The organism is Undibacterium sp. 5I1, from assembly GCF_034314085.1.
Lineage (GTDB): Bacteria > Pseudomonadota > Gammaproteobacteria > Burkholderiales > Burkholderiaceae_D > Undibacterium.
Window position 1 is genome coordinate 3,260,034 of record NZ_JAVIWI010000001.1, and the last position, 21,491, is coordinate 3,281,524.

15 protein-coding genes are annotated in these 21,491 nt (G+C 49.2%); 6 read left to right on the forward strand and 9 right to left on the reverse strand.

Translation table 11 applies throughout. From position 1 onward, the window contains the following. Positions 1-126: 126 nt before the first annotated feature. The 3 genes from RGU72_RS14370 to RGU72_RS14380 all read right to left on the reverse strand — a co-directional run bounded on the left by RGU72_RS14370 (position 127) and on the right by RGU72_RS14380 (position 3,247). Positions 127-480, reverse strand: coding sequence for an energy transducer TonB (locus RGU72_RS14370; RefSeq protein WP_322120377.1), 354 nt, complete (start codon positions 478-480; stop codon positions 127-129). A 637-nt stretch (positions 481-1,117) separates the two neighbouring features. Continuing rightward, on the reverse strand, positions 1,118-1,603 hold the full coding sequence (locus tag RGU72_RS14375; protein ID WP_322120378.1) for a methylated-DNA--[protein]-cysteine S-methyltransferase: 486 nt from the start codon (positions 1,601-1,603) through the stop codon (positions 1,118-1,120). 129 nt (positions 1,604-1,732) lie between these two features. Further along, a complete protein-coding gene (locus RGU72_RS14380; protein WP_322120379.1) occupies positions 1,733-3,247 on the reverse strand; it encodes an AlkA N-terminal domain-containing protein in 1,515 nt (504 codons plus the stop codon). A gap of 307 nt (positions 3,248-3,554) precedes the next feature. Here RGU72_RS14380 and RGU72_RS14385 point away from each other — a divergent pair, with 307 nt between their 5' ends. After that, positions 3,555-4,757 carry a pyridoxal phosphate-dependent aminotransferase gene (locus RGU72_RS14385; RefSeq protein WP_322120380.1) on the forward strand — a complete coding sequence of 401 codons (1,203 nt, stop codon included), beginning with the start codon at positions 3,555-3,557 and terminating at the stop codon, positions 4,755-4,757. Between the two features lie 143 nt (positions 4,758-4,900). Here RGU72_RS14385 and RGU72_RS14390 read toward each other — a convergent pair whose 3' ends face one another. Further along, on the reverse strand, positions 4,901-5,599 hold the full coding sequence (locus RGU72_RS14390; RefSeq protein ID WP_322120381.1) for a hypothetical protein: 699 nt from the start codon (positions 5,597-5,599) through the stop codon (positions 4,901-4,903). A 233-nt stretch (positions 5,600-5,832) separates the two neighbouring features. Further along, positions 5,833-6,180, reverse strand: a complete 348-nt coding sequence (locus RGU72_RS14395) for a hypothetical protein (RefSeq protein WP_322120382.1) — start codon at positions 6,178-6,180, stop codon at positions 5,833-5,835. 527 nt (positions 6,181-6,707) lie between these two features. Between RGU72_RS14395 and RGU72_RS14400 the strand changes: the two genes are divergently transcribed. The 3 genes from RGU72_RS14400 (at position 6,708) to RGU72_RS14410 (ending at position 13,575) form a co-directional block, all read left to right on the forward strand. Continuing rightward, positions 6,708-10,313: an indolepyruvate ferredoxin oxidoreductase family protein gene (locus RGU72_RS14400; RefSeq protein ID WP_322120383.1), complete on the forward strand. Its 3,606-nt coding sequence runs from the start codon at positions 6,708-6,710 to the stop codon at positions 10,311-10,313. Between the two features lie 386 nt (positions 10,314-10,699). After that, entirely contained in the window at positions 10,700-12,028 is a 1,329-nt protein-coding gene (gene guaD / locus RGU72_RS14405; protein WP_322120384.1) for a guanine deaminase, read from the forward strand. A 530-nt stretch (positions 12,029-12,558) separates the two neighbouring features. Next, complete coding sequence (locus RGU72_RS14410; RefSeq protein ID WP_416200129.1) at positions 12,559-13,575, forward strand: LLM class flavin-dependent oxidoreductase; 1,017 nt, start codon at positions 12,559-12,561, stop codon at positions 13,573-13,575. Positions 13,576-13,593: 18 nt separating this feature from the next. On the opposite strand, the gene RGU72_RS14415 is transcribed toward RGU72_RS14410, so the two are convergent. Both RGU72_RS14415 and RGU72_RS14420 read right to left on the reverse strand, forming a co-directional pair. Next, entirely contained in the window at positions 13,594-15,069 is a 1,476-nt protein-coding gene (locus RGU72_RS14415; RefSeq protein WP_322120385.1) for a HAMP domain-containing sensor histidine kinase, read from the reverse strand. Then, entirely contained in the window at positions 15,066-15,851 is a 786-nt protein-coding gene (locus tag RGU72_RS14420) for a response regulator transcription factor (protein WP_322120386.1), read from the reverse strand. The genes RGU72_RS14415 and RGU72_RS14420 overlap by 4 nt, the downstream gene beginning before the upstream one ends. Positions 15,852-16,189: 338 nt before the next feature. On the opposite strand from RGU72_RS14420, the gene RGU72_RS14425 reads away from it, so the two are divergent. Both RGU72_RS14425 and RGU72_RS14430 read left to right on the forward strand, forming a co-directional pair. Beyond that, entirely contained in the window at positions 16,190-17,374 is a 1,185-nt protein-coding gene (locus RGU72_RS14425) for a hypothetical protein (RefSeq protein ID WP_322120387.1), read from the forward strand. 407 nt (positions 17,375-17,781) lie between these two features. After that, positions 17,782-19,242: a hypothetical protein gene (locus RGU72_RS14430; protein WP_322120388.1), complete on the forward strand. Its 1,461-nt coding sequence runs from the start codon at positions 17,782-17,784 to the stop codon at positions 19,240-19,242. Positions 19,243-19,383: 141 nt separating this feature from the next. Here RGU72_RS14430 and RGU72_RS14435 read toward each other — a convergent pair whose 3' ends face one another. Next, positions 19,384-20,319: an alpha/beta hydrolase gene (locus tag RGU72_RS14435; RefSeq protein ID WP_322120389.1), complete on the reverse strand. Its 936-nt coding sequence runs from the start codon at positions 20,317-20,319 to the stop codon at positions 19,384-19,386. Between the two features lie 188 nt (positions 20,320-20,507). After that, on the reverse strand, positions 20,508-21,449 hold the full coding sequence (locus tag RGU72_RS14440) for an MBL fold metallo-hydrolase (RefSeq protein ID WP_322121649.1): 942 nt from the start codon (positions 21,447-21,449) through the stop codon (positions 20,508-20,510). Between the last annotated feature and the right edge of the window lie 42 nt (positions 21,450-21,491).

The window sequence follows — 21,491 nt, forward strand, 5'->3', positions numbered from 1 at the left end:
AGCCCAGAAGCCGCAGAATGATTGGACATCTAAATTTGACTTTTCAAACTTAGTTTGAAATTCAGTTTGAAATTCAGTTTCAAATTCAAATCAACCAATTCTTGCAATACGGACGAAACGCAAACCTTATTCCATCACCCACACGAACGAGATATTGCTCCAGTTTTTGGCGACTAACTGAGCGGTCGCTACCGGCTTAAAATTGCATTCTTTTACCGCATTCAGTGACGCATTATCCAGACTGCGATGTCCGCTAGACTGGACTACTTTGGCATCGACCACCTTGCCTGCGGCATCGGTTACAAACTGCAACTTGACCATGCCTTCTTCACTTTGGCTGAGTGATTTATCTGGATAAGCAGGCATTTCACAGTTCTTCGTATCGAAAGGACTTTTGATCTCTGCCGCGAATGTAGGAGCAGAAGCGACCGCCAGTAACAAGGCAGCAATGGCGTAGCAATGACGAGTAGTTGCAGACATAAAACCTCCGGGGAATGTGGTGAAATCAAATAAGAAGCAAATAAATGCGCGATAACAAAAGTAGATTTTTTAACGTTACATTTGCAGCAAAACCGCTCTTGGTGACTTCAATATACTGCAGTGCACAAATCTATAAAAATTGATTATTCGTATAGGAGATATTCGCAAAAACCATATTAGTTGCCGCGCATCAACATGGTGCAATGGCATATAGCCAGGCTGGGGGATTTTTCTCAGATGGTGTGCAAATGCTGGCTGCACCGCACTATTGGCGTGCTTTTTATCCGAGTTGGTGCAAGATAAAAAGTGAAAGTCGCAGAGTAAATATTGTTGGAGTGTGTGTGAATTACGCACAGATTGCGTAAAGCTGGCGCGCTAACAAGTCGGTCTTAAGTCGCTACTAACTAGACACTAAGTAGATACTAAATAGAGATAAGGAGTTTTTTGAGCGACTTAATAAAATCAAATAACTACTAAAGATAAATATACTCCCCTATTTTTTTGGTAAAAGCCCTTTATTGTCCAATCATTATATGGACAACTTAAATATACTTATAGGGAGTAATTTATTTTCAAGTTATGGATCCACCTGACTTACGGGCCATTCCATGAGGTTTTCATCAGTGCAAAATCTGCTTCACAGCAAAGAACGATGACCTTCTAGCGCCAGCAACCACTGCTTATTCTGCAAACCACCCGCATAACCCGTCAACGCGCCGGAGCTGGCGATCACTCGGTGGCAAGGGACAATAATCGACAGCGGATTGCGACCATTGGCAGCGCCTACCGCACGCACTGCGCCCGGGTTGTTGAGCTGTTGAGCGATCTCGCCGTAGCTCATGGTGCTGCCATAAGGAATGCTGCGTAAGATTTGCCACACCGCTTTTTGAAACGCCGTCCCAAGCGAATCAGCCAGCGGGATATCAAACATCTGGCGCTGTCCTGAAAAATACTCGTCCAGTTGCTGCGCGGCGAGTTGCAAGACCGGATGGCTGTCGTGCCTGATCCAGCCCTCACTGCCTTTAAAATGGCTATGCCGCTCAAAATACACGCCAGCCAAACCTTGTTCGGTCGCGGCTAACAAAATGGTCTTGAGCGGGCTATTGATTTGGGTATAAAACATGATGGTTCTCGGATCACTATAAAATTATTTGAAAGCTTGCATTAATTATCTGATTAGTAGCACCAGTAAAAGAGATCATGATTTTTCGATGGCTGCCAAGCGCATCAATCTGATCTGTGTAATCCGCTCTTATTTTCCCTCTTTACTTTCCTTACTCAGTGATTGCCATAACAGCAGTGCGGCATACGCGCGCCAGGGCGACCAGGCGTTTGCGCGCTGGTGCAACTGCTTCTCGGTCAGCCGGACTTCCGGCAATACAGCCGCGGCTTTTTGCAGTGCTAAATCACCCGCAGGGAAAGCGTCGGGGTGACGCAAAGCACGCAAGGCGATGTATTGAGCAGTCCATTCGCCGATGCCACCCACCGTTTTTAACTGGGTAACGACTTCATTAAAATTAAGTCCCAGTTGCCGTTGTAAGCCACCGTCAAGCGCGAATCGTGCGACGTTTTGGATAGTCGCGGCGCGGCTTTTTGGGACGCCAATCTGCGCGATGTCTTCCACCGATAAGTGCGCCAGTCTGGCGGGGCTAGGGAAGTGAAAACCGATGGCCGCAAACGGCGTGCTGGTCACCTCACCAAACCGCTGCACCAGTCGGCCAGAGACGGTGGTCGCGCCGGCGACGCTGACTTGCTGCCCAAGTACGGCGCGGATCGCCAGCTCAAACACATCAAACGCACCCGGAACCCGCAAACCCGGGGTGCGGTCTATTTGTGCCGCCAGCAAGGGATCATTTGCCAGATGCGATTGAATCACTACGGGATTCGCTTCCAGATCACAAAGCTGGCGCACCTTAGCGATTAAGGGCATCAGCACGGACGACAATGCGGGGGCAAGTTTTAAGGCGAGTTGCTGTTTGTCTGGCACATGGGTAATTTGCAGCCAGCCGGTTTTCCCCTCCAATTGCACAGTGCGGACATAAGAGGAAGACCCATTGTGATCCAATACCGCCTCCAGCCCCGGCATGGCGCGCCCGCGCAAATACCCCATCAACGCATCCCAGGCATAAGGCGGGCGATACGCCAGACGCAAGACCAAACCCTCACTCTCTTCTGACGCCGTGCGACGTATCGATCCGGGCGCCATTTTGTAACGACTGGCAAACAACGCATTAAAGCGCCGCACGCTGCCAAAGCCTGCGGCGTAAGCCACTTCTGCCATTGGCAAGTGAGTTTCTTGCAGCAGTTTTTTAGCGAATAAAAGCCGCTGCGTCTGCGCCAGTTCAACCGGCGTCACCCCAAACTGCTGTAACAACACGCGGCGTAATTGGCGCGAAGACAAACCGACTTGCAGCGCCAACGCTTCTATCCCGGCATCATTCAAGGCACCGGCGGCAATTCGCTGCCACACGGCATACGCCAGATTTTGTTGTAAAGCATAGGGCGCAAGCTCAGGACGACAGCGCAGACAAGGCCGGAAACCCGCTGCCTCTGCCGCCGCAGCGGTATCAAAAAAATGACAAGAAGATGCGCGTGGTGTTTTGACCCGGCAAACCGGACGACAATAAATGCCCGTGGTGCTGATACCGGCAAAAAATACGCCGTCAAAGCGACTGTCCTTGGCGGACAAAGCACGATAAAAATACTGGTCGCGTTCGGCAGTATCGTTAAACGTAGTAGAGAAATCGGATAAATTTATCGTGCTCATAGCAGCTTAAATTGTGATGACCAAGGCCATATCGGCATGCGATTTTTTCGCTTCTGAAGCCATCTTTATACGGCATCCGTCTGACTATTTCTAGCCATTTTCGGACAGATAAGCAAACCCAGCTTGATTGACTGCCATGACAAAAGAAGCAATCACACTCTGGCTGAGTTAGTACGCGCTGATAGCTCGCATCAGAAAGCATATAGAGTCTAGGTCGAACCCAAATCCACAAAGTTTGCGCTACACTCGAAGTGAGTATCGTCAACGCTCAAACCCTTTACCAACATCATCAATACAAAGGTCTGCCATGTTCTTGCCACAAGCCCGCCCTATCGTCCAGCAACTCGGTGCATCACAGATACGTGAAGTGGCAAATGCAGGCATAGGTATGACGGATGTTTTGCCTTTTTGGTTTGGCGAACCCGATCAGATGACGCCGCAATTTATCCGCGATGTGGCAAAACAGGCGCTGGATGCTGGCGATACTTTTTACACCCATAACTACGGTATTCCTGCATTGCGGCAAGCCATTGCAAGTTACCTGTCACGCTTGCATCAGCCCATCAGCATGGAACGTATTGCCGTGACTTCATCTGGCGTATCGGCCTTAATGCTGGTGGCGCAGACCATCTTGAATCCCGGCGAAAGAGTCGTCGCAGTCACACCGCTGTGGCCAAACTTAACCGAAATTCCCAAGATACTCGGTGCAAACATGGTCACTGTGCCTCTGCAATTTGGTTTGAGCTGGGAATTAGATTTGCCATTGCTGCTAAATGCTTTAACGCCCGATACCAAAATGCTGATGCTCAACTCACCGAATAATCCGACCGGCTGGGTCATGCCGCGTGATCAGCAAGAAATCGTCTTGGCACATTGTCGTCAACATGGCATCTGGATTTTGGCAGACGATGTGTATGAGCGTCTGGTGTACAACGATAGCAGTAGCGTCAGTGGAAGCGTCAGCAACGATCCATCGGCATTAGCATGCGCGCCCTCGTTTTTGGATATCGTCAGCCCAGAAGATAGGGTAATTTCTACCAATAGTTTTTCAAAATCCTGGCTCATGACGGGCTGGCGTCTAGGCTGGATCGTCGCACCATTAAGCGTGATGGCAGACCTCGGCAAGCTGATCGAATTTAATACTTCCTGCGCCCCCGGCTTCATCCAAACCGCTGCCATCGCCGCACTGGAACAAGGCGAACCCATCGTACAAAATACATTGATACGTTATCAGGCCGCGCGCGATTTTCTATATCAAAGTCTGAATGATTTACCCGGCATTACGACACCCAAACCCAAGGGTGCGATGTATTTATTTTTCCGTTTTGACGGCGCAACCGACACACTCAGTTTATGCAAACGTCTGGTGAAAGAAGCAGGGCTAGGGCTGGCACCCGGCAGCGCTTTTGGTAATGAAGGCGAAGGCTATGTGCGCTGGTGCTTTGCCAGCTCTTTAGACAAACTGGAGTTGGGTGTGCAACGTCTGCAAAGGTTTATGGAAAAAGGTTGAGCTCTTAGTCGGAGCGGCATCGAATTGCAGACAACATACGATATTCCTTTTTAAACACTAAACCAAAATCATATATATAAATCTGCTTCAAGTTCAGCACCTGCTTGGTTTTTGCCAGACATCGGCGACTTACTTACCATTGCTTATTCTTTGTTGGATGCTTCATGGAGGCGCGTCTGGTGAGAGCTTAATTCACGCATGATCGTACTAGGTACTGCAATCTCCAGATTAGCGAGTGCACGGATTTCGTCCGATGCGATACCGGTCAGTGCCGCATTGCGCAAAGATCTTGCCTCATCATCTTTTCCCAGTCCCTCTAAGACAGTCGCACCTAGTATCACGTCCCGCATAAAATTCATCAGCTCGGCAGCTAACCGCGGCGCCACAGAGATCGGCGGGAACAGGGGTAACTGAGCCGCCAACTGATTCAATTCCTTTAATCGAGGTAATGGGTCCGCAAGGTAGCGAGTCGCCAGAACAAAGTCCTCAGCCTCCACTATGGCGGGCAAAGCAAAAGAAGCTTCACGGTGTGCGAACGTCGGCTGGAGCGACAAGAGTTGCTTGAATAGCTCATATGTCGCACGGGTATAGTTGAGCGTTTCGTTCATATTCACGATGACCCCAAATCGTGAATGCGGGCAGGCGACTGCGCGAGTACCAAAGATATCGTCGCCATTAAGCAGGTAGACCACCTCTTCATCACGGGCGCTGACTAAGGCCTCATATGCTGGATGGTATTCTGCGCACAATTGACTCCATTCGAACATCGTGATGAAGTAGGACTCATCGGTGCCAGGAACGCTTTCCCTTATGCGGTCAAATACCCCTCTCAACAGTCGCATTGCGTCTTCGTAGAGTCCCTCCGACCTGGCCATAACGGCATCCTGCACGATAGATTCCATAGTTCCGACACCTTCCTGTTCAAAGTAAATTAACGATGAAGAACATCTTACTCAACTTAGTGGAGCATACGTTTCTCGCCAATTCCAGCGACATGCGAAATCACTCTCAGTTTTTTCAAGCAGCTGTAAGACCTACAAAACCTCGTACGCTCCCGGTCGCTAAGCATTGCGGCTCATTCCATCTTTGGCTTTCTCGTGTTACTACAAAACTGTTTGGCCGCAGCCTTATTTTTTGACTCAACTTGAAGCTCAAACTCACCGAGTTTTTCCATGACCGATTTACTTCGACGATATTTCTTTTTCAGTTCAGCGAGCTTTAGGTCGATACCTGTGCATGACTGACAGACAAACCAATTAATGTCAGCTTGCCGCTCTTCGTCGTAACCAGGTTCCCCGCGCCAATGGTCGCAAGATTCACGTGCGGTTAGAAAGGCGGTAACGTCCTTTGGAAATTCAGATATTGCCGCCCACCCCGACTGATGCATTGAACCAATCAGCAGAAAAATATGAATAAATTTCATATGTAGCCCTATGCTTGTCTTGGAGATCATTAGGTGAATTGAGACATAACAGTCTGGTACTGGCAAGTTTGTGACAACTTGCCAAGAGGATATTTATTAGGACTTACGCAAAAAACAAAACCCCTCACCACAGATTCACAGAGACGCGTAGGAATAACAAAGAAAGAGACAGGCAGGATTTCGCTGTTCTCCTGATTTTCTCTGTGTCTCTGTTGTGAGAGGTCTTGATGTTTTATATTAAGCCATCTGATTCCGTGTGGATAGCAGCGAGTAGCTTTCCGTTTTTGCGTAAGTCCTAAAACAGATTATTTTAATATATTAGCAATACCATTTTAATATTGGTGCGTAGTAATTCGACCCGGATTACAGTCGTGCTTTTGGCCAAATTCGCATAAAATGGTGGCAACCTCAGCCACCGCAATGAGAACCGATTTTTGATACCTCGCTATCGGTTCTGAGCAAACCTGTGTCTTACCGGATACCGCGCATGTTCTTTGCAATCTAAATCACAAATTTTGGAGTATCACATGTCATCTGACACCAGCTTGGAGTCTGCCGAACACTCTTCAGTGCAGCCGCTCGCCCTACCTTCTACACCAGCCGCACCAGCTACCATAGTAACAACGCCTCCTCAGTTGCACGACGTCAAACTTGACGATAAATACACATCCACTAGCGGCACCATTTTTCTGTCCGGCATTCAGGCATTAGTGCGCTTGCCGATGATACAAAAATTACGTGATCAGGCCGCAGGTTTGAATACAGCCGGATTTATTTCTGGCTATCGTGGTTCACCTTTAGGTGGTCTGGACGAAACCTTGTGGAAGACACAAAAATTACTGGATGCGAGCCACGTCAAGTTTGTGCCAGGCGTAAATGAAGATTTGGCAGCCACCGCAGTATGGGGTACCCAGACAGTCGATCTGATTGGCCCTGCAAAATACGATGGCGTGTTTGCCATGTGGTACGGCAAAGGCCCAGGCGTAGATCGTTGCGGCGACGTGTTTAAGCATATGAATCATGCTGGTACTGCACAATATGGCGGCGTCTTATTGGTGGCGGGTGATGATCATGGTGCTTACTCCTCAACTTTGCCGCATCAGTCTGATCATATTTTTTCTGCTTGCATGATCCCTATGTTGTACCCCTGCAATGTGCAGGAATATCTGGATTTAGGTTTGCATGCATGGGCTATGTCGCGCTTCTCTGGTTGCGCTGTGGGCTTTAAAGCCTTGGCTGATACTGTTGAGTCTAGTTCGTCCGCGGATGCTGATCCTTTCCGTCTCAAGATTACGATCCCAGAAGATTTTGTGATGCCCGAAGGTGGCTTGAATACGCGTTTGTCACTAGATACCTTGGGCATACAGGCACGTAAGCAAGAAGCCTTGATGCAAGACTACAAAATCTACGCAGCACTTGCCTACGCGCGCGCCAACAAACTCAATCACACAACGATTGATAGCCCTAACGCCAAGCTCGGTATTGTTGCCTCTGGCAAGTCCTACCTCGATGTGCTGGAGGCGATGGAAGAACTTGGCATTGATGAGAAATTCGCTGCCGAGATTGGTATCCGCCTTTATAAGGTTTCAATGCCGTGGCCGCTGGAGCCAGATGGTGTGCGGGAATTTGCACAAGGTTTGGATGAGATTCTGGTGGTAGAAGAAAAACGCCAGATGGTCGAGTATCAACTTAAAGAACAACTTTACAATTGGCGCGATGATGTGCGTCCGCGAGTGATCGGTAAGTTCGATGAAAAAGGCGAATGGGTACATCCACGTGGTGACTGGTTGCTGACGTCCAAAGCAGATTTTTCTGTCGCCCAAATTGCTCGCGTTATCGCGGCAAGGATTGCACGCTTCCACACTAGTGATTTGATTAAGGCACGCCTGGCGTTTTTAGAAGCAAAAGATGTGGTACTGAACAAGGATGTGAATACGCCTCCGCGTCCGGCATATTACTGCTCCGGTTGCCCGCACAATACGTCGACCAAAGTACCGGAAGGTAGTCTCGCGCTGGCAGGTATTGGTTGCCACGTCATGGCGACCGCCATTTATCCCGAATTTAATAAACTGACGACGCACATGGGTGGTGAAGGTGCTCCTTGGATTGGACAAGCTGCGTTTTCGACGTTGCCGCATGTATTTCAAAATCTGGGTGACGGCACATATTTCCACTCTGGTTATTTGGCGATCCGTGCTGCTGTGGCTGCCAAGGTCAATATCACGTACAAGATTTTGTATAACGACGCCGTTGCGATGACCGGCGGTCAACCAGTTGACGGCACGATCAGCGTCCACATGATGGCGCAGCAAATGGCGGCAGAAGGCGTAAAGCGGATTGCTCTGGTGACTGAAGATCTTTCCCGCTATACAGACCGCTCTGCATTACCCGATCTGGTGACGCTACATGATCGCAAAGATATGGATGCAGTTCAGCGTGAAATGCGTGAACTGACCGGTGCCAGCGTCTTGATCTACGACCAGACCTGCGCCGCGGAAAAGCGTCGTCGCCGCAAAAAGAAAGAGTTCCCCGATCCAAATCAGCGCATGTTTATCAATGAAGCGGTATGCGAAGGCTGCGGTGATTGCGGCGTGCAATCCAACTGCACTTCCATCATGCCGCTGGAAACTGAATTTGGCCGCAAACGCACGATTGATCAATCCTCCTGCAATAAAGATTATTCCTGCGTCAAAGGATTTTGCCCTAGTTTTGTCACGGTAGAGGGCGGCACCTTGCGCAAGTCTAAAACCGGGACAGCAAAAACCGACGACTTCGGCAGTTTGCCGGCTCCGGTTTTGCCGACCTGTGCTGTGCCGTACAACATTTTGCTGAATGGTATCGGCGGGACCGGTGTAATTACTATCGGTGCATTAATCGGCATGGCGGCGCATCTGGAAGGCAAGGGTGTGTCGGTATTAGACATGACAGGTATGTCGCAAAAAAATGGCTCTGTTACGTCACACATCCGCATTGCTGACAATGTTGCACGTTTGCGCGCACAACGGATTGCCACTGGTGAGGCTGATTTGATTTTGGGTTGCGATATGTTGACGGCCGGTGCCCATGATGCGATTTCTAAAATGCGCGCTGGTCGTACCCGTGCGGTGGTGAACACGCATGAACAACCGACCGGACCTTTCGCTAAAAATCCTGATTGGCAGTTCCCCGCTGAATCTGTCGAACAGCTCATTGCCGAAGCGGTCGGCAATCAGGTCGACTTTATTAATGCGACTAAATTAGCGACCGCATTGATGGGCGACTCCATCGCGACGAATTTATTTATGCTGGGCTTCGCTTACCAAAAAGGCGCTATTCCCGTATCTGAAGCTGCTTTAATGCGCGCAGTGGAATTGAACGGCGTTGCGATCGAATCCAATAAAAAAGCTTTTTTATGGGGACGTCGTGCCGCAGTGGATTTAGCTAAAGTAGAAAAAATTGCCATACCGACTTCACCTGTCGTCGTGCAAATGCCGCAAAGTCTGGATAGCGTAATCAAACGTCGTGTCGAGTATCTGACCGCCTACCAAAATGCCGCTTATGCACAGCAATATCAGGATTTGGTCAACCAGGTCCGCGTGGCAGAGGCTGCACTAGGCGCGGGGAATAAGTTAGCAACAGCGGTCGCCAAGTATGCATTTAAGTTGATGGCGTATAAGGACGAATACGAAGTAGCACGTTTGTACACCGACGGACAATTTACTGACAAACTCAAGCAGCAGTTTGAAGGCGATTTTTCCCTCAAGTTCAACTTAGCGCCGCCGCTATTTTCTAAAAAAGACGGACAAGGTCATTTGGTTAAAGCGCAGTATGGCTCCTGGGTATGGCAAGCCTTTAAATTAATGGCCAAGCTCAAGGGTTTGCGCGGCAGCAAACTGGATATCTTCGGCTACACAGAAGAGCGCAAATCCGAGCGCGCCCTGATCGTGAATTATAGCGATACGGTGTTAAGCCTGATTGCCAACTTAAACCAAGATAATCTGGACAAGGCAGTGCAAGTCGCCAATTTGCCCGAGAAAGTCCGTGGTTTTGGTCATGTCAAAGAAAAAGCCATGCAAACTTATTATGCTGAACAAGCTAACTTATTAAAGGCGTCAGCAAGTAAGAACTACGCAGAAATCATACACGCCGCTTAATGAGGAGTATCCAAGTTGCGGCATGGTTTTAGCTAATTTTATGGCTATACTTGATCTCGATTTTTGATCGCCCAATCATTCTGCGGCTTTCAACCTATTTTTGGCCTGGAAGCCGCAGAATAATTGGACTTTTAAAAAGGTATTCTAAAAATTCTTGAACCGAGATGCATTTCTAGCCGTTGTAGTCGTTGTCGCCGTTGTAGGGTGCGCCATGCGCACCGCAGCAAATCATAGCCAACCGCGAGGAACAGCAATGCAAAGAAAAGTAGGCCGATGCGCACGTCGTAGCCTACATTTTGTAGCTTTAGGCTGGCTAATTGAGAAAGTCTTTTTAGAAACTCGCTAAATCCTATCTCAACAAGACACTCGCAACACAGATATCGCTCATGACACAGCCAAGTAATCCAACCCAAGCCTACCGGGCTAGCCTGTTGCACTTTACAGATGATCCTTTGCATAACGAGCAAGCCACGCAATGGTATGAGGACGGTCTATTAATTGTTACTGATGGCCGAGTGCAGGCGGCGGGTGATTACGCTAAGCTCAAAGCCAGCTTGTCCGCCGACGTTGAAGTTCGTCACTTCCCAGGCAAAATCATCACGCCCGGGTTTATCGATAGCCATGTCCATTATCCACAAACCGACATCATCGCCTCGCCCGCACCGGGCTTGTTGCCTTGGCTGGAGCAATACACTTTTCCGGCCGAAAGACGCTTCCAGGATCCGCAACACGCCAGCGATGTCGCGGCGTTTTTTTTGGATGAACTAACGCGTTGCGGCACCACCACGGCGATGGTGTATTGCACGGTACATCCAGAGTCCGTCGATGCTTTTTTTGAGCAAAGCCAGGCACGCAATCTGCGCATGATCGCGGGCAAAGTGCTGATGGACAGAAACTGCCCCGACTTTCTGCAAGACACGGCAGAAAGTGGTGCACACGATACGGAGGCACTGATCAAAAAATGGCATAACAATGGTCGCCAACTCTATGCCATTACCCCACGTTTCGCCCCAACTTCAACACCGGCACAACTGCAACTGACCGGTGAATTAGCGCGAACATATCCAGATACATTTATCCAATCGCACGTGGCAGAAAATAAGGATGAATGCGCCTGGGCCAGATCACTCTTCCCGGAAGCACGCAGTTATCTGGACATCTACGATCGCTACGGATTGATGCGTCAGCGCGCCATGTACGGTCACTGCATCTGGCTGGACGACCAAGACCGCGCCCGCATGGCAGCAAGCCAATCTGCGGTAGCACTCTGCCCGACTTCTAATCTATTTTTGGGTAGCGGCTTATTCGATTTTAAACAAGCCGATGCAGCACGCGTGCCAATGGCACTGGCTACGGATGTGGGCGGCGGAACGACGTTCTCGATGCTACAAACCATGAACGAAACCTACAAGGTCGCCCGCATGGGCGGCAGCTATTTATCCGCTACCCGCATGTTTTATCTTGCAACGCTGGGCGGTGCACGCAGTATGCAACTGGAAGGTACCATCGGGAATTTTGCCGCCAATACCGAAGCCGATTTTATCGTCCTCGACCCGCAGGCAACTCCACTACTGGCACGCCGCAGCGCGCAAGCAAATAATCTTGAAGAGTTACTATTTGCAATGGCCTTGTTGGGAGATGATCGAAGCGTCGCGATGACATTTGTAGCTGGGCAGCGGGCTTATGCTGCGGTTTACAGTAGCCCAAAATACTAATGCGTTAAGGTAGTCCTGAGCGGGTGCTCCAGAGCGAATAACAAAGTCTTAAAAAACTTGAAAAAATGGATACTCCCCTATTTTTATAAAAAATATCGTCTATAGTCCATTTAATACATGGACTACTTAAATATACTAGATATGAGTATATTTAAGACATCTTCAATCAATATCCATTTTGGCGTTGAACAGAACATCGGCTAAAAGCACTTGCTGCCAAATATGTTTCACCGTTTTGCGTCATTCCGGCGTGCCTTTAGCCGGAATCCAGTGACGTCCGCGACCAGACCACCATCGTAGGTCGCTGGGTCCCAGCAAAAAACACGCTGGGATGACGTAGCTAAATAGTTTGAGGTTGTAACAATCGCCATATCGCTTATCTCACAAATACCGCAAACCCATTCGCCCCTGGCAAAACCGACTCCAGACAAAAGGACTACACTGTTTGCTCACGCCTTGAGCAAACTCAAGTCCTGCATAAGCCACCACTTGTCGCTTGTGTTTTCTGCTTTAGTACCAATTTGAATGCTATGAAACCTATCACACCTCTGTCGATTCTCGACCTTTCCCCCATCACCCAAGGGAGCGATGCTGCGCAGTCGTTCCGTAACTCGCTGGATTTGGCGCAGCATGGTGAGCGCTGGGGATTTAAGCGATATTGGCTGGCGGAACATCACGGCATGCCGGGGATTGCCAGCGCAGCGACGGCGGTATTGATCGGGCATGTGGCGGCGGGTACCTCGACCATTCGTGTCGGTGCAGGTGGAATTATGTTGCCGAATCATTCGCCCCTGGTGATTGCGGAGCAATTTGGGACTTTAGAATCGTTATTCCCTGGCCGGATTGATTTGGGTCTGGGACGTGCGCCGGGGTCTGATCAACTGACTGCGCGGGCTTTGCGGCGTAATTTGGGATCGGATGCGGATGAGTTCCCGCAAGATGTGGCGGAGCTGATGGATTATTTTTCTGCTGAACCACGGCAAGCGGTGCGAGCGGTACCCGGCACGGGTTTAAAAGTACCGGTCTGGATTTTAGGTTCCAGCCTATTTGGCGCGCAACTGGCAGCGGCGATGGGCTTGCCGTATGCATTTGCGTCCCACTTTGCGCCACAGCAAATGATGCAGGCGGTTGCGCTGTATCGCGCCAACTTCCGTCCGTCTGCGCAATTGGCAAAACCGTATGTCATGCTGGGTTTTAATGTATTTGCAGCGGACACCGATGAAGAGGCGCAGTTCCGTGCAACCTCGATGAAGCAGGCTTTTATTAATCTGCGTAGCGCTCGTCCAGCCAAGCTGCCGCCACCAGTAGAAAACTACAATAAGCTGATCGGTCCGCAAGAACATGCCTTACTCGATCAAATTCTGTCTTGCTCTGCGATCGGTGCGCCAGACACTGTGGCGCAAGGCATCCGCGATTTTATTGAGCGTACCGGTGCTGATGAGTTGATGATGACTTCACAGATTTTCGATCATCAGGCACGTTTGCGGTCGTATGAGATTGCGGCGAGCGTTTGCGGTTTGAACAAGCTGGATGCGGTGGCGGCTTAATCGAAACAACCAATCAACTTAACGCGCAGGGAAAGAAAAACTCAGACAAGTTCCCTTAGCGGCAGATACTTGCTGCAAATTGCGAATCGTAAAATGTCCGCCGTGTAGCTCAACGATGGTTTTAATAATCACCGATCCCAACCCAAGAGAAATCTCTGCCTTACCAGGAGCGATCAGCACACGCTGATCGCGGCGTTGTCCAAAACTGCGTATCACTTCTTCTGACATTCCGTCGCCATCATCTTGCACCGTAATCTCTATGCGATCTGCCTTACGGATAATGTGGGTACGCACGCTTGATCTTGCGTAGCGGGCGGCGTTCTCATAGACGTTATGAAATAGCCGGGATATCAGATAGGCGTCGCCGATGATGTGATAATCCTGCGCTGTCGTAGACACGGTGGCGGACGCTGCGGTGGACACTACGCCGGCAACTACAGCAGCACCCGCCGGGATGGCTTCCATCTCAAACAAAATGGTGCCGCCACGATTATGGTTACTGTTTTGGGCATTGCGCATTTCTATCGTAGCCAGTTCAAACAAATCGACGCTACTGGCTTGTTTGCGATAACGTGGCTCGTCAATATTGGCGATAAAAAACAGGTCGTCAATCAGCTTAGTGAAGTAATCAATCTCACTACTGACAACAGCAAAAAATTCAGCGCGTTCATCCTCACTCATATTCTCGCCATGCACCGAGAGCGTATCGATTGAAGTACGCAAACTGGTCAGCGGCGTGCGCAGATCATGACCTAGTTCTTGCAAGAGTTCGCGCCGGGTGCGTTCTATGGCTTGCAGTTGCGTGACCAGACGCTGAATCTCGTCTGCCATCTGATTAAAGTTCAACATCAGGCCACCCACAGCATCAAGCTTACCCGCTTTAAAACGTGCACTCAGATTGCCGGATTCCATTTGCTGTATCACTTGCTTTGCCTCGGATGAACGACCGCGCAAGTACAGCATGGTCATCAATAGCCCCAGCAAAATTGCGCCTATCAGCGTCGTGACAAACAACAAAGACATACTAAAAAATGTCCCGCGTGCGGCATTGCCAGGATTGCGCACCAGCAGATAGACCGGTTGGCTGGCACTTAGGCGAATGATCGCCGTAGCAGGACCGCCAGAAAAAAAGCGACCTCGCGTGATCAGCTCATGCACCTGCACTGGCTTGGCTCGTTGCAGCAATCCAAGCGGTGGGGCCGCATTGGTACTGCTGGCTACAATTTGATTCTCCGCGTTGATAACCCATAGCTCCAGCGGCATAGCAGGTGATTCACTCCGGTAGCGTTGTACTTGTGCAAGAGCATCTTGATATGCCAGACCAGAATTGGATTGCTGCTCTACGATTTGCGTAATAAACAGATAGACGCTGCGTTGCACTTCTTCTGTCGGACGACCTGTGATTTCGCGCAGCACGAGCACATAACCAGTACTGAGCACGCAGGCGAAAAAAATACTGATACCAAAAAATCGTAACCACAATGATCGGTTCATGCGGACTCCAGTTTGTAGCCGACGCCATAGATCGCGACGATACGCACATCGGACCCGGCATCTTTGAGTTTGCGTCTTAAATGGCTGAGGTGGGAATCAATCGTCCGGTCGTAGATCGAATGATCGATGTCCTTGTCATTGGCAGCGCTACTTTCCTGGAACTGATCCAGAATCTGCTCACGGGTAATCGCATCGCCCGCTGCACGGACTAGCAACAAGAGCACTTCATATTCTTTTTTACCTAGAGGAATAATAGTGCCATTAACACTAGCGGTACGCCGCTGCAAATCCATGCTAAGGCCACCGAACACCGCTAATACCCTGTCTTTTTGTCTTGTGTCAAACGGCTTTAGCAAACGCCGCATACGTGCTGCCAGCTCTAATAATCCACAAGGCTTGCGGATGTAATCATCAGCGCCCCCGTCTATGCCAGCTACCGCAGTTGCCTCATCGGTACGTGCTGAAAGTATTAAGATCGGCGTGTGTGGCTGAATGTGGGACAAATTATTAGACTTATAACTCTTCTGGCGATGACTTGTCTGGCTGGCGCGCAACTGGCGGCATAAGCTGATGCCGTCACCATCGGGCAATCCGACATCTAACATAATCAAATCAAACGGCGATGCCGGATGCTGTAGCGGGCGCTGCACCAAAATACTATTTGCCTCCGCGATGCTTGCAGCTAGCATCAGCTCAAAGCCCTCGTAACGCAAACCCATCATAAGCGTGCGTGCAATCATTGGATCGTCTTCAACTAGAAGCACTTGGTACGCAGAAGTCATAGGGGTTTGGCGATAAATTTAAAATGGGTAGCGCAACGACACGATAAAAAAGTCTTCAGGCCGTTTTGGTCAATTTTAAAGATCCAGGACTTACGCAAAATTGTCCCGGCAAGGCGTAGCGACGAAGATAGTACTTGAGTACAGCAAGGAGCTACAACGCAGCCGGGACGGTTTTGCGTAAGTCCCAAGATCATTTTGCCATAGCAAATAGACACAATACTGTTTCCACAAAAATTACAGAATTGATCAATACAATGCAAATCATGATGTGAGCATCTGTAGATCATATGGTGGTCATCTTGTGAATGCGATCTGGTAAATGTGACGGGGAGAATATGATGCGCCATTTTTTTGAAACTCATTCTGAGTCTGAAGCTGAATCTAGTGCTGAATATCGTGCCGTTCTTCATAACATTAACTGGAAGCGTCTGTTAGCCAGAACCACGCCGCTTGCCATTACGGCGACAAGTACCGTCTTGTTTTTAAGTGCGTGCGGCGGCGGTTCTGCTGACCCGACTGCAAGCACTGCACAAAACGCAGCTGCAGTATCCAGCGCCGGTACCAGTGACACGGTAAGCACACCCGATGCCTCAAGCGCGATATATAGCGCGGCTATCGCTGCGGCCCAAAAATCTGCCGCTACTGATCCTTTATGCGCGGTATCCAAACTAGGAGATTTTTATTGGGAAATCGGTAATAGCATCAGCGCCAAACCGATTGCTTCTGGTTCTCTGGGTACCGGTAGTGTGGTGGCATCGTCATATTTCAATATCGCTTCGGCATCAAAATGGATCTTTGGTGCGTATGTGGTAGAGAAAAAAGGCATAGAGTCCGTGCGCAATACCGTCTCGCTCAGCGATGGCTTACGATTTTTATCTGGTTACACCGGACTTAACGATACTGCCTGCGCTGGTACCGGTTCGGTCAACGCCTGTTTTATCGCCGGAATGAACGGCAATACCAGCCAACCCGACCCCACCACCGTCGGCAAGTTTGATTATGACGGTGGGCATGACCAAAAACTAGCCGCCATCGATCTGGGATTAGGCAACTTTACGGCAGCACAACTGACGGCCGAATACCAAAACACGCCGGGTTTGAGTAAGGGGTTCAATATGGCACCGCTGGATCCTTTAATGGCTGGAGGCATGATGGGCACGGCAACCGATTACGCTTTATTCCTACGCAAAATGATGAACCAGCAATTAGTAATCGGCAGCCACCTAGGCGAGAATGCAGTCTGTACTTTGCCAGGTAACTGTCCGGGCAAAGTAGCGTATTCGCCGATTGTCGCACTACAAGAACCATGGACCTATTCTTACAACCACTGGGTAGAATCGCAATACGGCAATGGCAGCATTGATGCATATTCCAGCCCAGGGAAATGGGGTTTCTATCCTTGGATTTCTAGCGATAAAAAATACTACGGCATCGTCTCCAGGCACGACACCAACCCAACTGCCTACGCCGTCTCGGTACTGTGCGGCAGACAAATCCGTAAGGCATTTTTAGGTGCGCTTTGAAAACTTTTGGTGAATCTTTGAGGGAATATTGAGTTCGTTTTTGAGCGCATTTTGAGAAATTTTAAAACCCGCAAGCTTATAATCTAAGCCGCTACCCAAGCTGGCAACGAAGCGTAAAAGATTGCATGAGTACGTTCTGATAATAAAATTCTCAGACGTATTTATGCAGTTTTGCATATACTCCCCATTATTTTTCATAAAAATAGCCCATTCCCCATTATTTACGTTGACACCTTTAATATACTTATAAGGAATATATTTTAAATAACTGAATGAAAAATCTAAGATTCAGTTAAAACTGATGGCAATTTGTCCAAAAAATAACCGTAGTAATCTTATCTATTTGTTGAGAAGATGGCGGCTCTCAGACACAATTCGGTTAAACGGACAACAGAAGAAGCTACTCTATGCCAACGACGACACCGCAAAATGCGCCTGCAATAACACCCTCCACTGGCATCAAAAAAATACTCCGCTGGCCTTTGCGCATCATCGGCGGACTACTTGGCCTGATAATTTTATTACTTACTATTTTTGTCCTACTCAATTTACGTGACTCGCAACTCACACCTGTAGCCCAAACTTTGTTGAAAGAACCGAGCTACCTGGTTCCTGATGAGCAAAATGGCTTCTTTATCCTGCGAGCGATGCAGGCCGACGCCAGCCTGGATGCGCTGACAACTGGTAAAAATAGTGTACATGCAGAAGAAACAAGTTACCGTGCAGACCCTGGTCATTTCGACCTTGGGCGCGTTGCGGATACGTACAAGAGAGCACCAAGTTTTGTATGGGATGGCCATGCGTGTAGTAATACACAACAAAATTGCGTTGCAGAGAACTTAATTCAGCGTGCCAATCGGACAGAACAAATCAATGCGAATGCGTTGTTGCTCCAACGTTATGCACAAATGCAAGCACTACAAGGCTATGAAGAACACATGATTCCTATAGGGGCTGCGGTGACGCCAGCTTATTCCTATTTAACCAAAGCGTCTGAGATGACGATTACTATGGCTGAGTTTGAGATTGCTGACGGGCATCTGCAAAACGGCATCGCAATACTACAAAAAAATGATCGCTATCTACGTTTATTGACGGAAAAAAGCGCCAGTCTTATCTCAAAAATGGTGACTTTGTCTATGCTGCGCAAGCAGGCCAGAACCATCAGCGAGCTAGTCAATAAGTATCCAAAATTAGCAAGCGACTATGGCGACTCATTCAGCGCATTAGTGCATCCGCTGACGCAAAGTGAATTGGATTTTTCCAGAGCATTGATGGCGGAAGCACGCTTCGTCAATTTTTTCTTAACCATCGATTATGCTCAAACTAGAGCCATCCAAGATCCAGCTGATTCGCAAATTGCCTTCAATGTTTGTGAGTATTTGTGTAAGCTTTTTTTTCAACCCAACGCGACTGTGAATGACATGGCAGCATATTGGCAAGCACGCATCGCCACCGCAAATCAGCCAGCGTCGCATTACACGCAGATACGGCAGACACTCATTGCACAAAAATCAAACCAGCAAGCTGTATTTAAGTACCTGCGCTATGCCTATAACCCAGTCGGCAAAATTCTGACGGATGTTGCTGCGCAAAATCCAGATACTTATCTGAGCTACATGGAGAAAAGTGCTGACATTGATGCCTACTTGCGGCTAGTCGGATTACAAATCAAGCTGCGCCAGAATAAGATTGCTGACAACGCAATTGCCGATTATGTGGCGCATGCGGCAGAACCTCTCCGCAGTCCTTATGATGGCTCTGCGATGATCTGGAATGCAAAAGAGAAACAGCTAGAATTTGTAGGAAGACAAAGCGCTTCAGGGAATTTTAATCCAGGCAAACGTTTTGTCATAAAGATGAGCTGAGCCGATAAGAAATTACCGTTAAATTTAAATAAAATCAATATACTCCCAATAATTTTTTATAAAAATTACATATGATCCAGTAAATTAAAAGAGGACTGAAATTTACTATATGGGTGTGCTTGTTTTAGTATAGCAAAAAATTCACTGAGCTGCGATTGTAGCAGGCTGACGTCCGGCGTCCGTCAACACAAATTGACTGACGGCATCCAAGGTTGGCGCCAAACCTCGCAATGGCCAGGACATGCTGCCGATCAGACTCACGTGGCTGGTCTTATCAAAATGAAATTCTTGCACCGGCACGCCTGCCGCACGTAATTTGTTAGCGAGTCCGGTAGTGTTACGGATGGGATTCACCAGTTTGTCATCCACTGGCGCGATCAATAAACTCGGTATCGAACTGGCGCTGACATGGTTAATCGGTTGAGAATCTACAGGCGTATCCGGATAAAAAAATACTGGCTTCGCTTCTTCATTAGTGATGGGAATAAAGTCATACGGCCCGGCCAAACCGATCCAGCCACGCAAGGCCGAAGGCTGCATACCGACCGCCGCCAACCAGCGCGGATCGAGCGCGATCATCGCCGCGTTGTAGGCGCCGGCGCTGTGCCCCATCACAAAAAGGCGCTTGGGATCACCGCCGTAACGCTGGATTTCTTTACTCACATAGGCCATGGCTAATGCGCCGTCTTGCAAAAATGCCGGATACCGGACTTGCGGATACAAACGGTAATCTGCCAACACACAAAGAATGCCGCGTGAGGTCAACGCTTCTGCCACGAATAGATAATCAGCACGCGAGCCCGAATTCCAGGTGCCACCATAAAAAAACACCACGACCGGCCACGAAGCCTTGGGCGTGCTATTGGCATTGCTAGACGATGCTGGGGGATTGGCGGTGGGCGTGTAAATATCCATCTTTTGCCGCGGGTCGGTGCCGTAAGCAATATCGGCAACTTTGCTATACGACGAGCTTGGCGTCAGTGCATTGATGGTACGTACCGGTGAACAGGCAGCGATAACGCCAAACAGAATTAGTACCGTCGCTATAGAAATAATGAGTTTTAGCCAAGCTGCCACAGTAGCTCCTAGAAGATGGGTATGACTTTATTCGCAGTAAAACCGCGTTTGGATTCAAATCAACGGCTTTGTTGAGTATTGCTGTTACTCCGGCAACTCTTAAAATACCTCATTCCTGCCTTCGCAGGAGCGACGAAGTGAGTATCAAATTGAGCCAGCATATTGAATTGCCGAATCAATCAATTATGTTAGCGGGTACTTGCCAGCACATCGTCCTGCAATCTGGCGACACCGGATTTAATTAAGTCAGCAAGCAAGGAGTTCATTAAGGGCTCTACAGCTTCATCAACGATCTGCGAAGACGCTCGCATGATGCGGTTTTGCGTCAGCGATTGCCGGATGGCGCTTACTGGTAATTGCTGCGTCTCTAATAACTGAAACGCGATCATCACCTTCAGGGCATTGCGGGCATTGCGTTTGGGATCAGCCGCCAGATAATCGAGCCTGCTGTGGGCACGCTCAAGCGCCTCAGCAACATCGGTAAAAGGCGCGCCGTGGCCTGGAACAACGATGCGTACCTCCAGCTCGCTAATCATCTGCAAGACCGCCGCTTGCTCGGCAAAACCGGACTCGCCTTCCAGTTCAGGAAAGATCACGCCAAAACCGTTTTGCCACAAGGCATCGGCGGAAATCAAAATTGCCTCGCTGGCGCAATACAGCATCAGCGAATGCGGATCATGACCGGGTGCCGCCAATACTTGCCATTGCAAACCAGCTAAAGTCATCTGCTGACCCGGCGACAAACTGGCATCAAAACTAAATTGCTGGCAACGTTGCCCGGTCGCCTTGTAGGTCAGGACATCTTCATCCCAAGCCGCAACCGCCGGCGCATCTGCCACCGGGATCAGCGTGCGGCAAGCATAAGTCTGTTGTAGGATGGCGTTACCACCACAATGATCTGAATGCAGGTGAGTATTGATCAGCAAATCTAATGGACGCCCTTGCAGCGCATGCTGAACCAGCGCCAGGGTTTGACCGGCATGCGTCAGATAACCGCTGTCAACCAATGCGGTCGTGTGTTCGTCTACCAAAAGAATATTGTTGGACGAGAGCCAGCCGCGTTCAAAGACTTGCATACCAGCGGGCAATTGCAGACCAACCGGACTTGCTGACGAGATGGATGAGGACATTGCTGGCTGAATATTCTGAGTATTAGTTGTGGCTGGCATGGA

Coding starts and splice junctions, on each gene's coding strand:
- RGU72_RS14370 (WP_322120377.1), bottom strand. CDS start 480: ATGTCTGCAACTACTCGTCATTGCTACGCCATTGCTGCCTTGTTACTG.
- RGU72_RS14375 (WP_322120378.1), bottom strand. CDS start 1,603: ATGTTTTATACCCAAATCAATAGCCCGCTCAAGACCATTTTGTTAGCC.
- RGU72_RS14380 (WP_322120379.1), bottom strand. CDS start 3,247: ATGAGCACGATAAATTTATCCGATTTCTCTACTACGTTTAACGATACT.
- RGU72_RS14385 (WP_322120380.1), top strand. CDS start 3,555: ATGTTCTTGCCACAAGCCCGCCCTATCGTCCAGCAACTCGGTGCATCA.
- RGU72_RS14390 (WP_322120381.1), bottom strand. CDS start 5,599: ATGCGACTGTTGAGAGGGGTATTTGACCGCATAAGGGAAAGCGTTCCT.
- RGU72_RS14395 (WP_322120382.1), bottom strand. CDS start 6,180: ATGAAATTTATTCATATTTTTCTGCTGATTGGTTCAATGCATCAGTCG.
- RGU72_RS14400 (WP_322120383.1), top strand. CDS start 6,708: ATGTCATCTGACACCAGCTTGGAGTCTGCCGAACACTCTTCAGTGCAG.
- guaD (WP_322120384.1), top strand. CDS start 10,700: ATGACACAGCCAAGTAATCCAACCCAAGCCTACCGGGCTAGCCTGTTG.
- RGU72_RS14410 (WP_416200129.1), top strand. CDS start 12,559: ATGAAACCTATCACACCTCTGTCGATTCTCGACCTTTCCCCCATCACC.
- RGU72_RS14415 (WP_322120385.1), bottom strand. CDS start 15,069: ATGAACCGATCATTGTGGTTACGATTTTTTGGTATCAGTATTTTTTTC.
- RGU72_RS14420 (WP_322120386.1), bottom strand. CDS start 15,851: ATGACTTCTGCGTACCAAGTGCTTCTAGTTGAAGACGATCCAATGATT.
- RGU72_RS14425 (WP_322120387.1), top strand. CDS start 16,190: ATGCGCCATTTTTTTGAAACTCATTCTGAGTCTGAAGCTGAATCTAGT.
- RGU72_RS14430 (WP_322120388.1), top strand. CDS start 17,782: ATGCCAACGACGACACCGCAAAATGCGCCTGCAATAACACCCTCCACT.
- RGU72_RS14440 (WP_322121649.1), bottom strand. CDS start 21,449: ATGTCCTCATCCATCTCGTCAGCAAGTCCGGTTGGTCTGCAATTGCCC.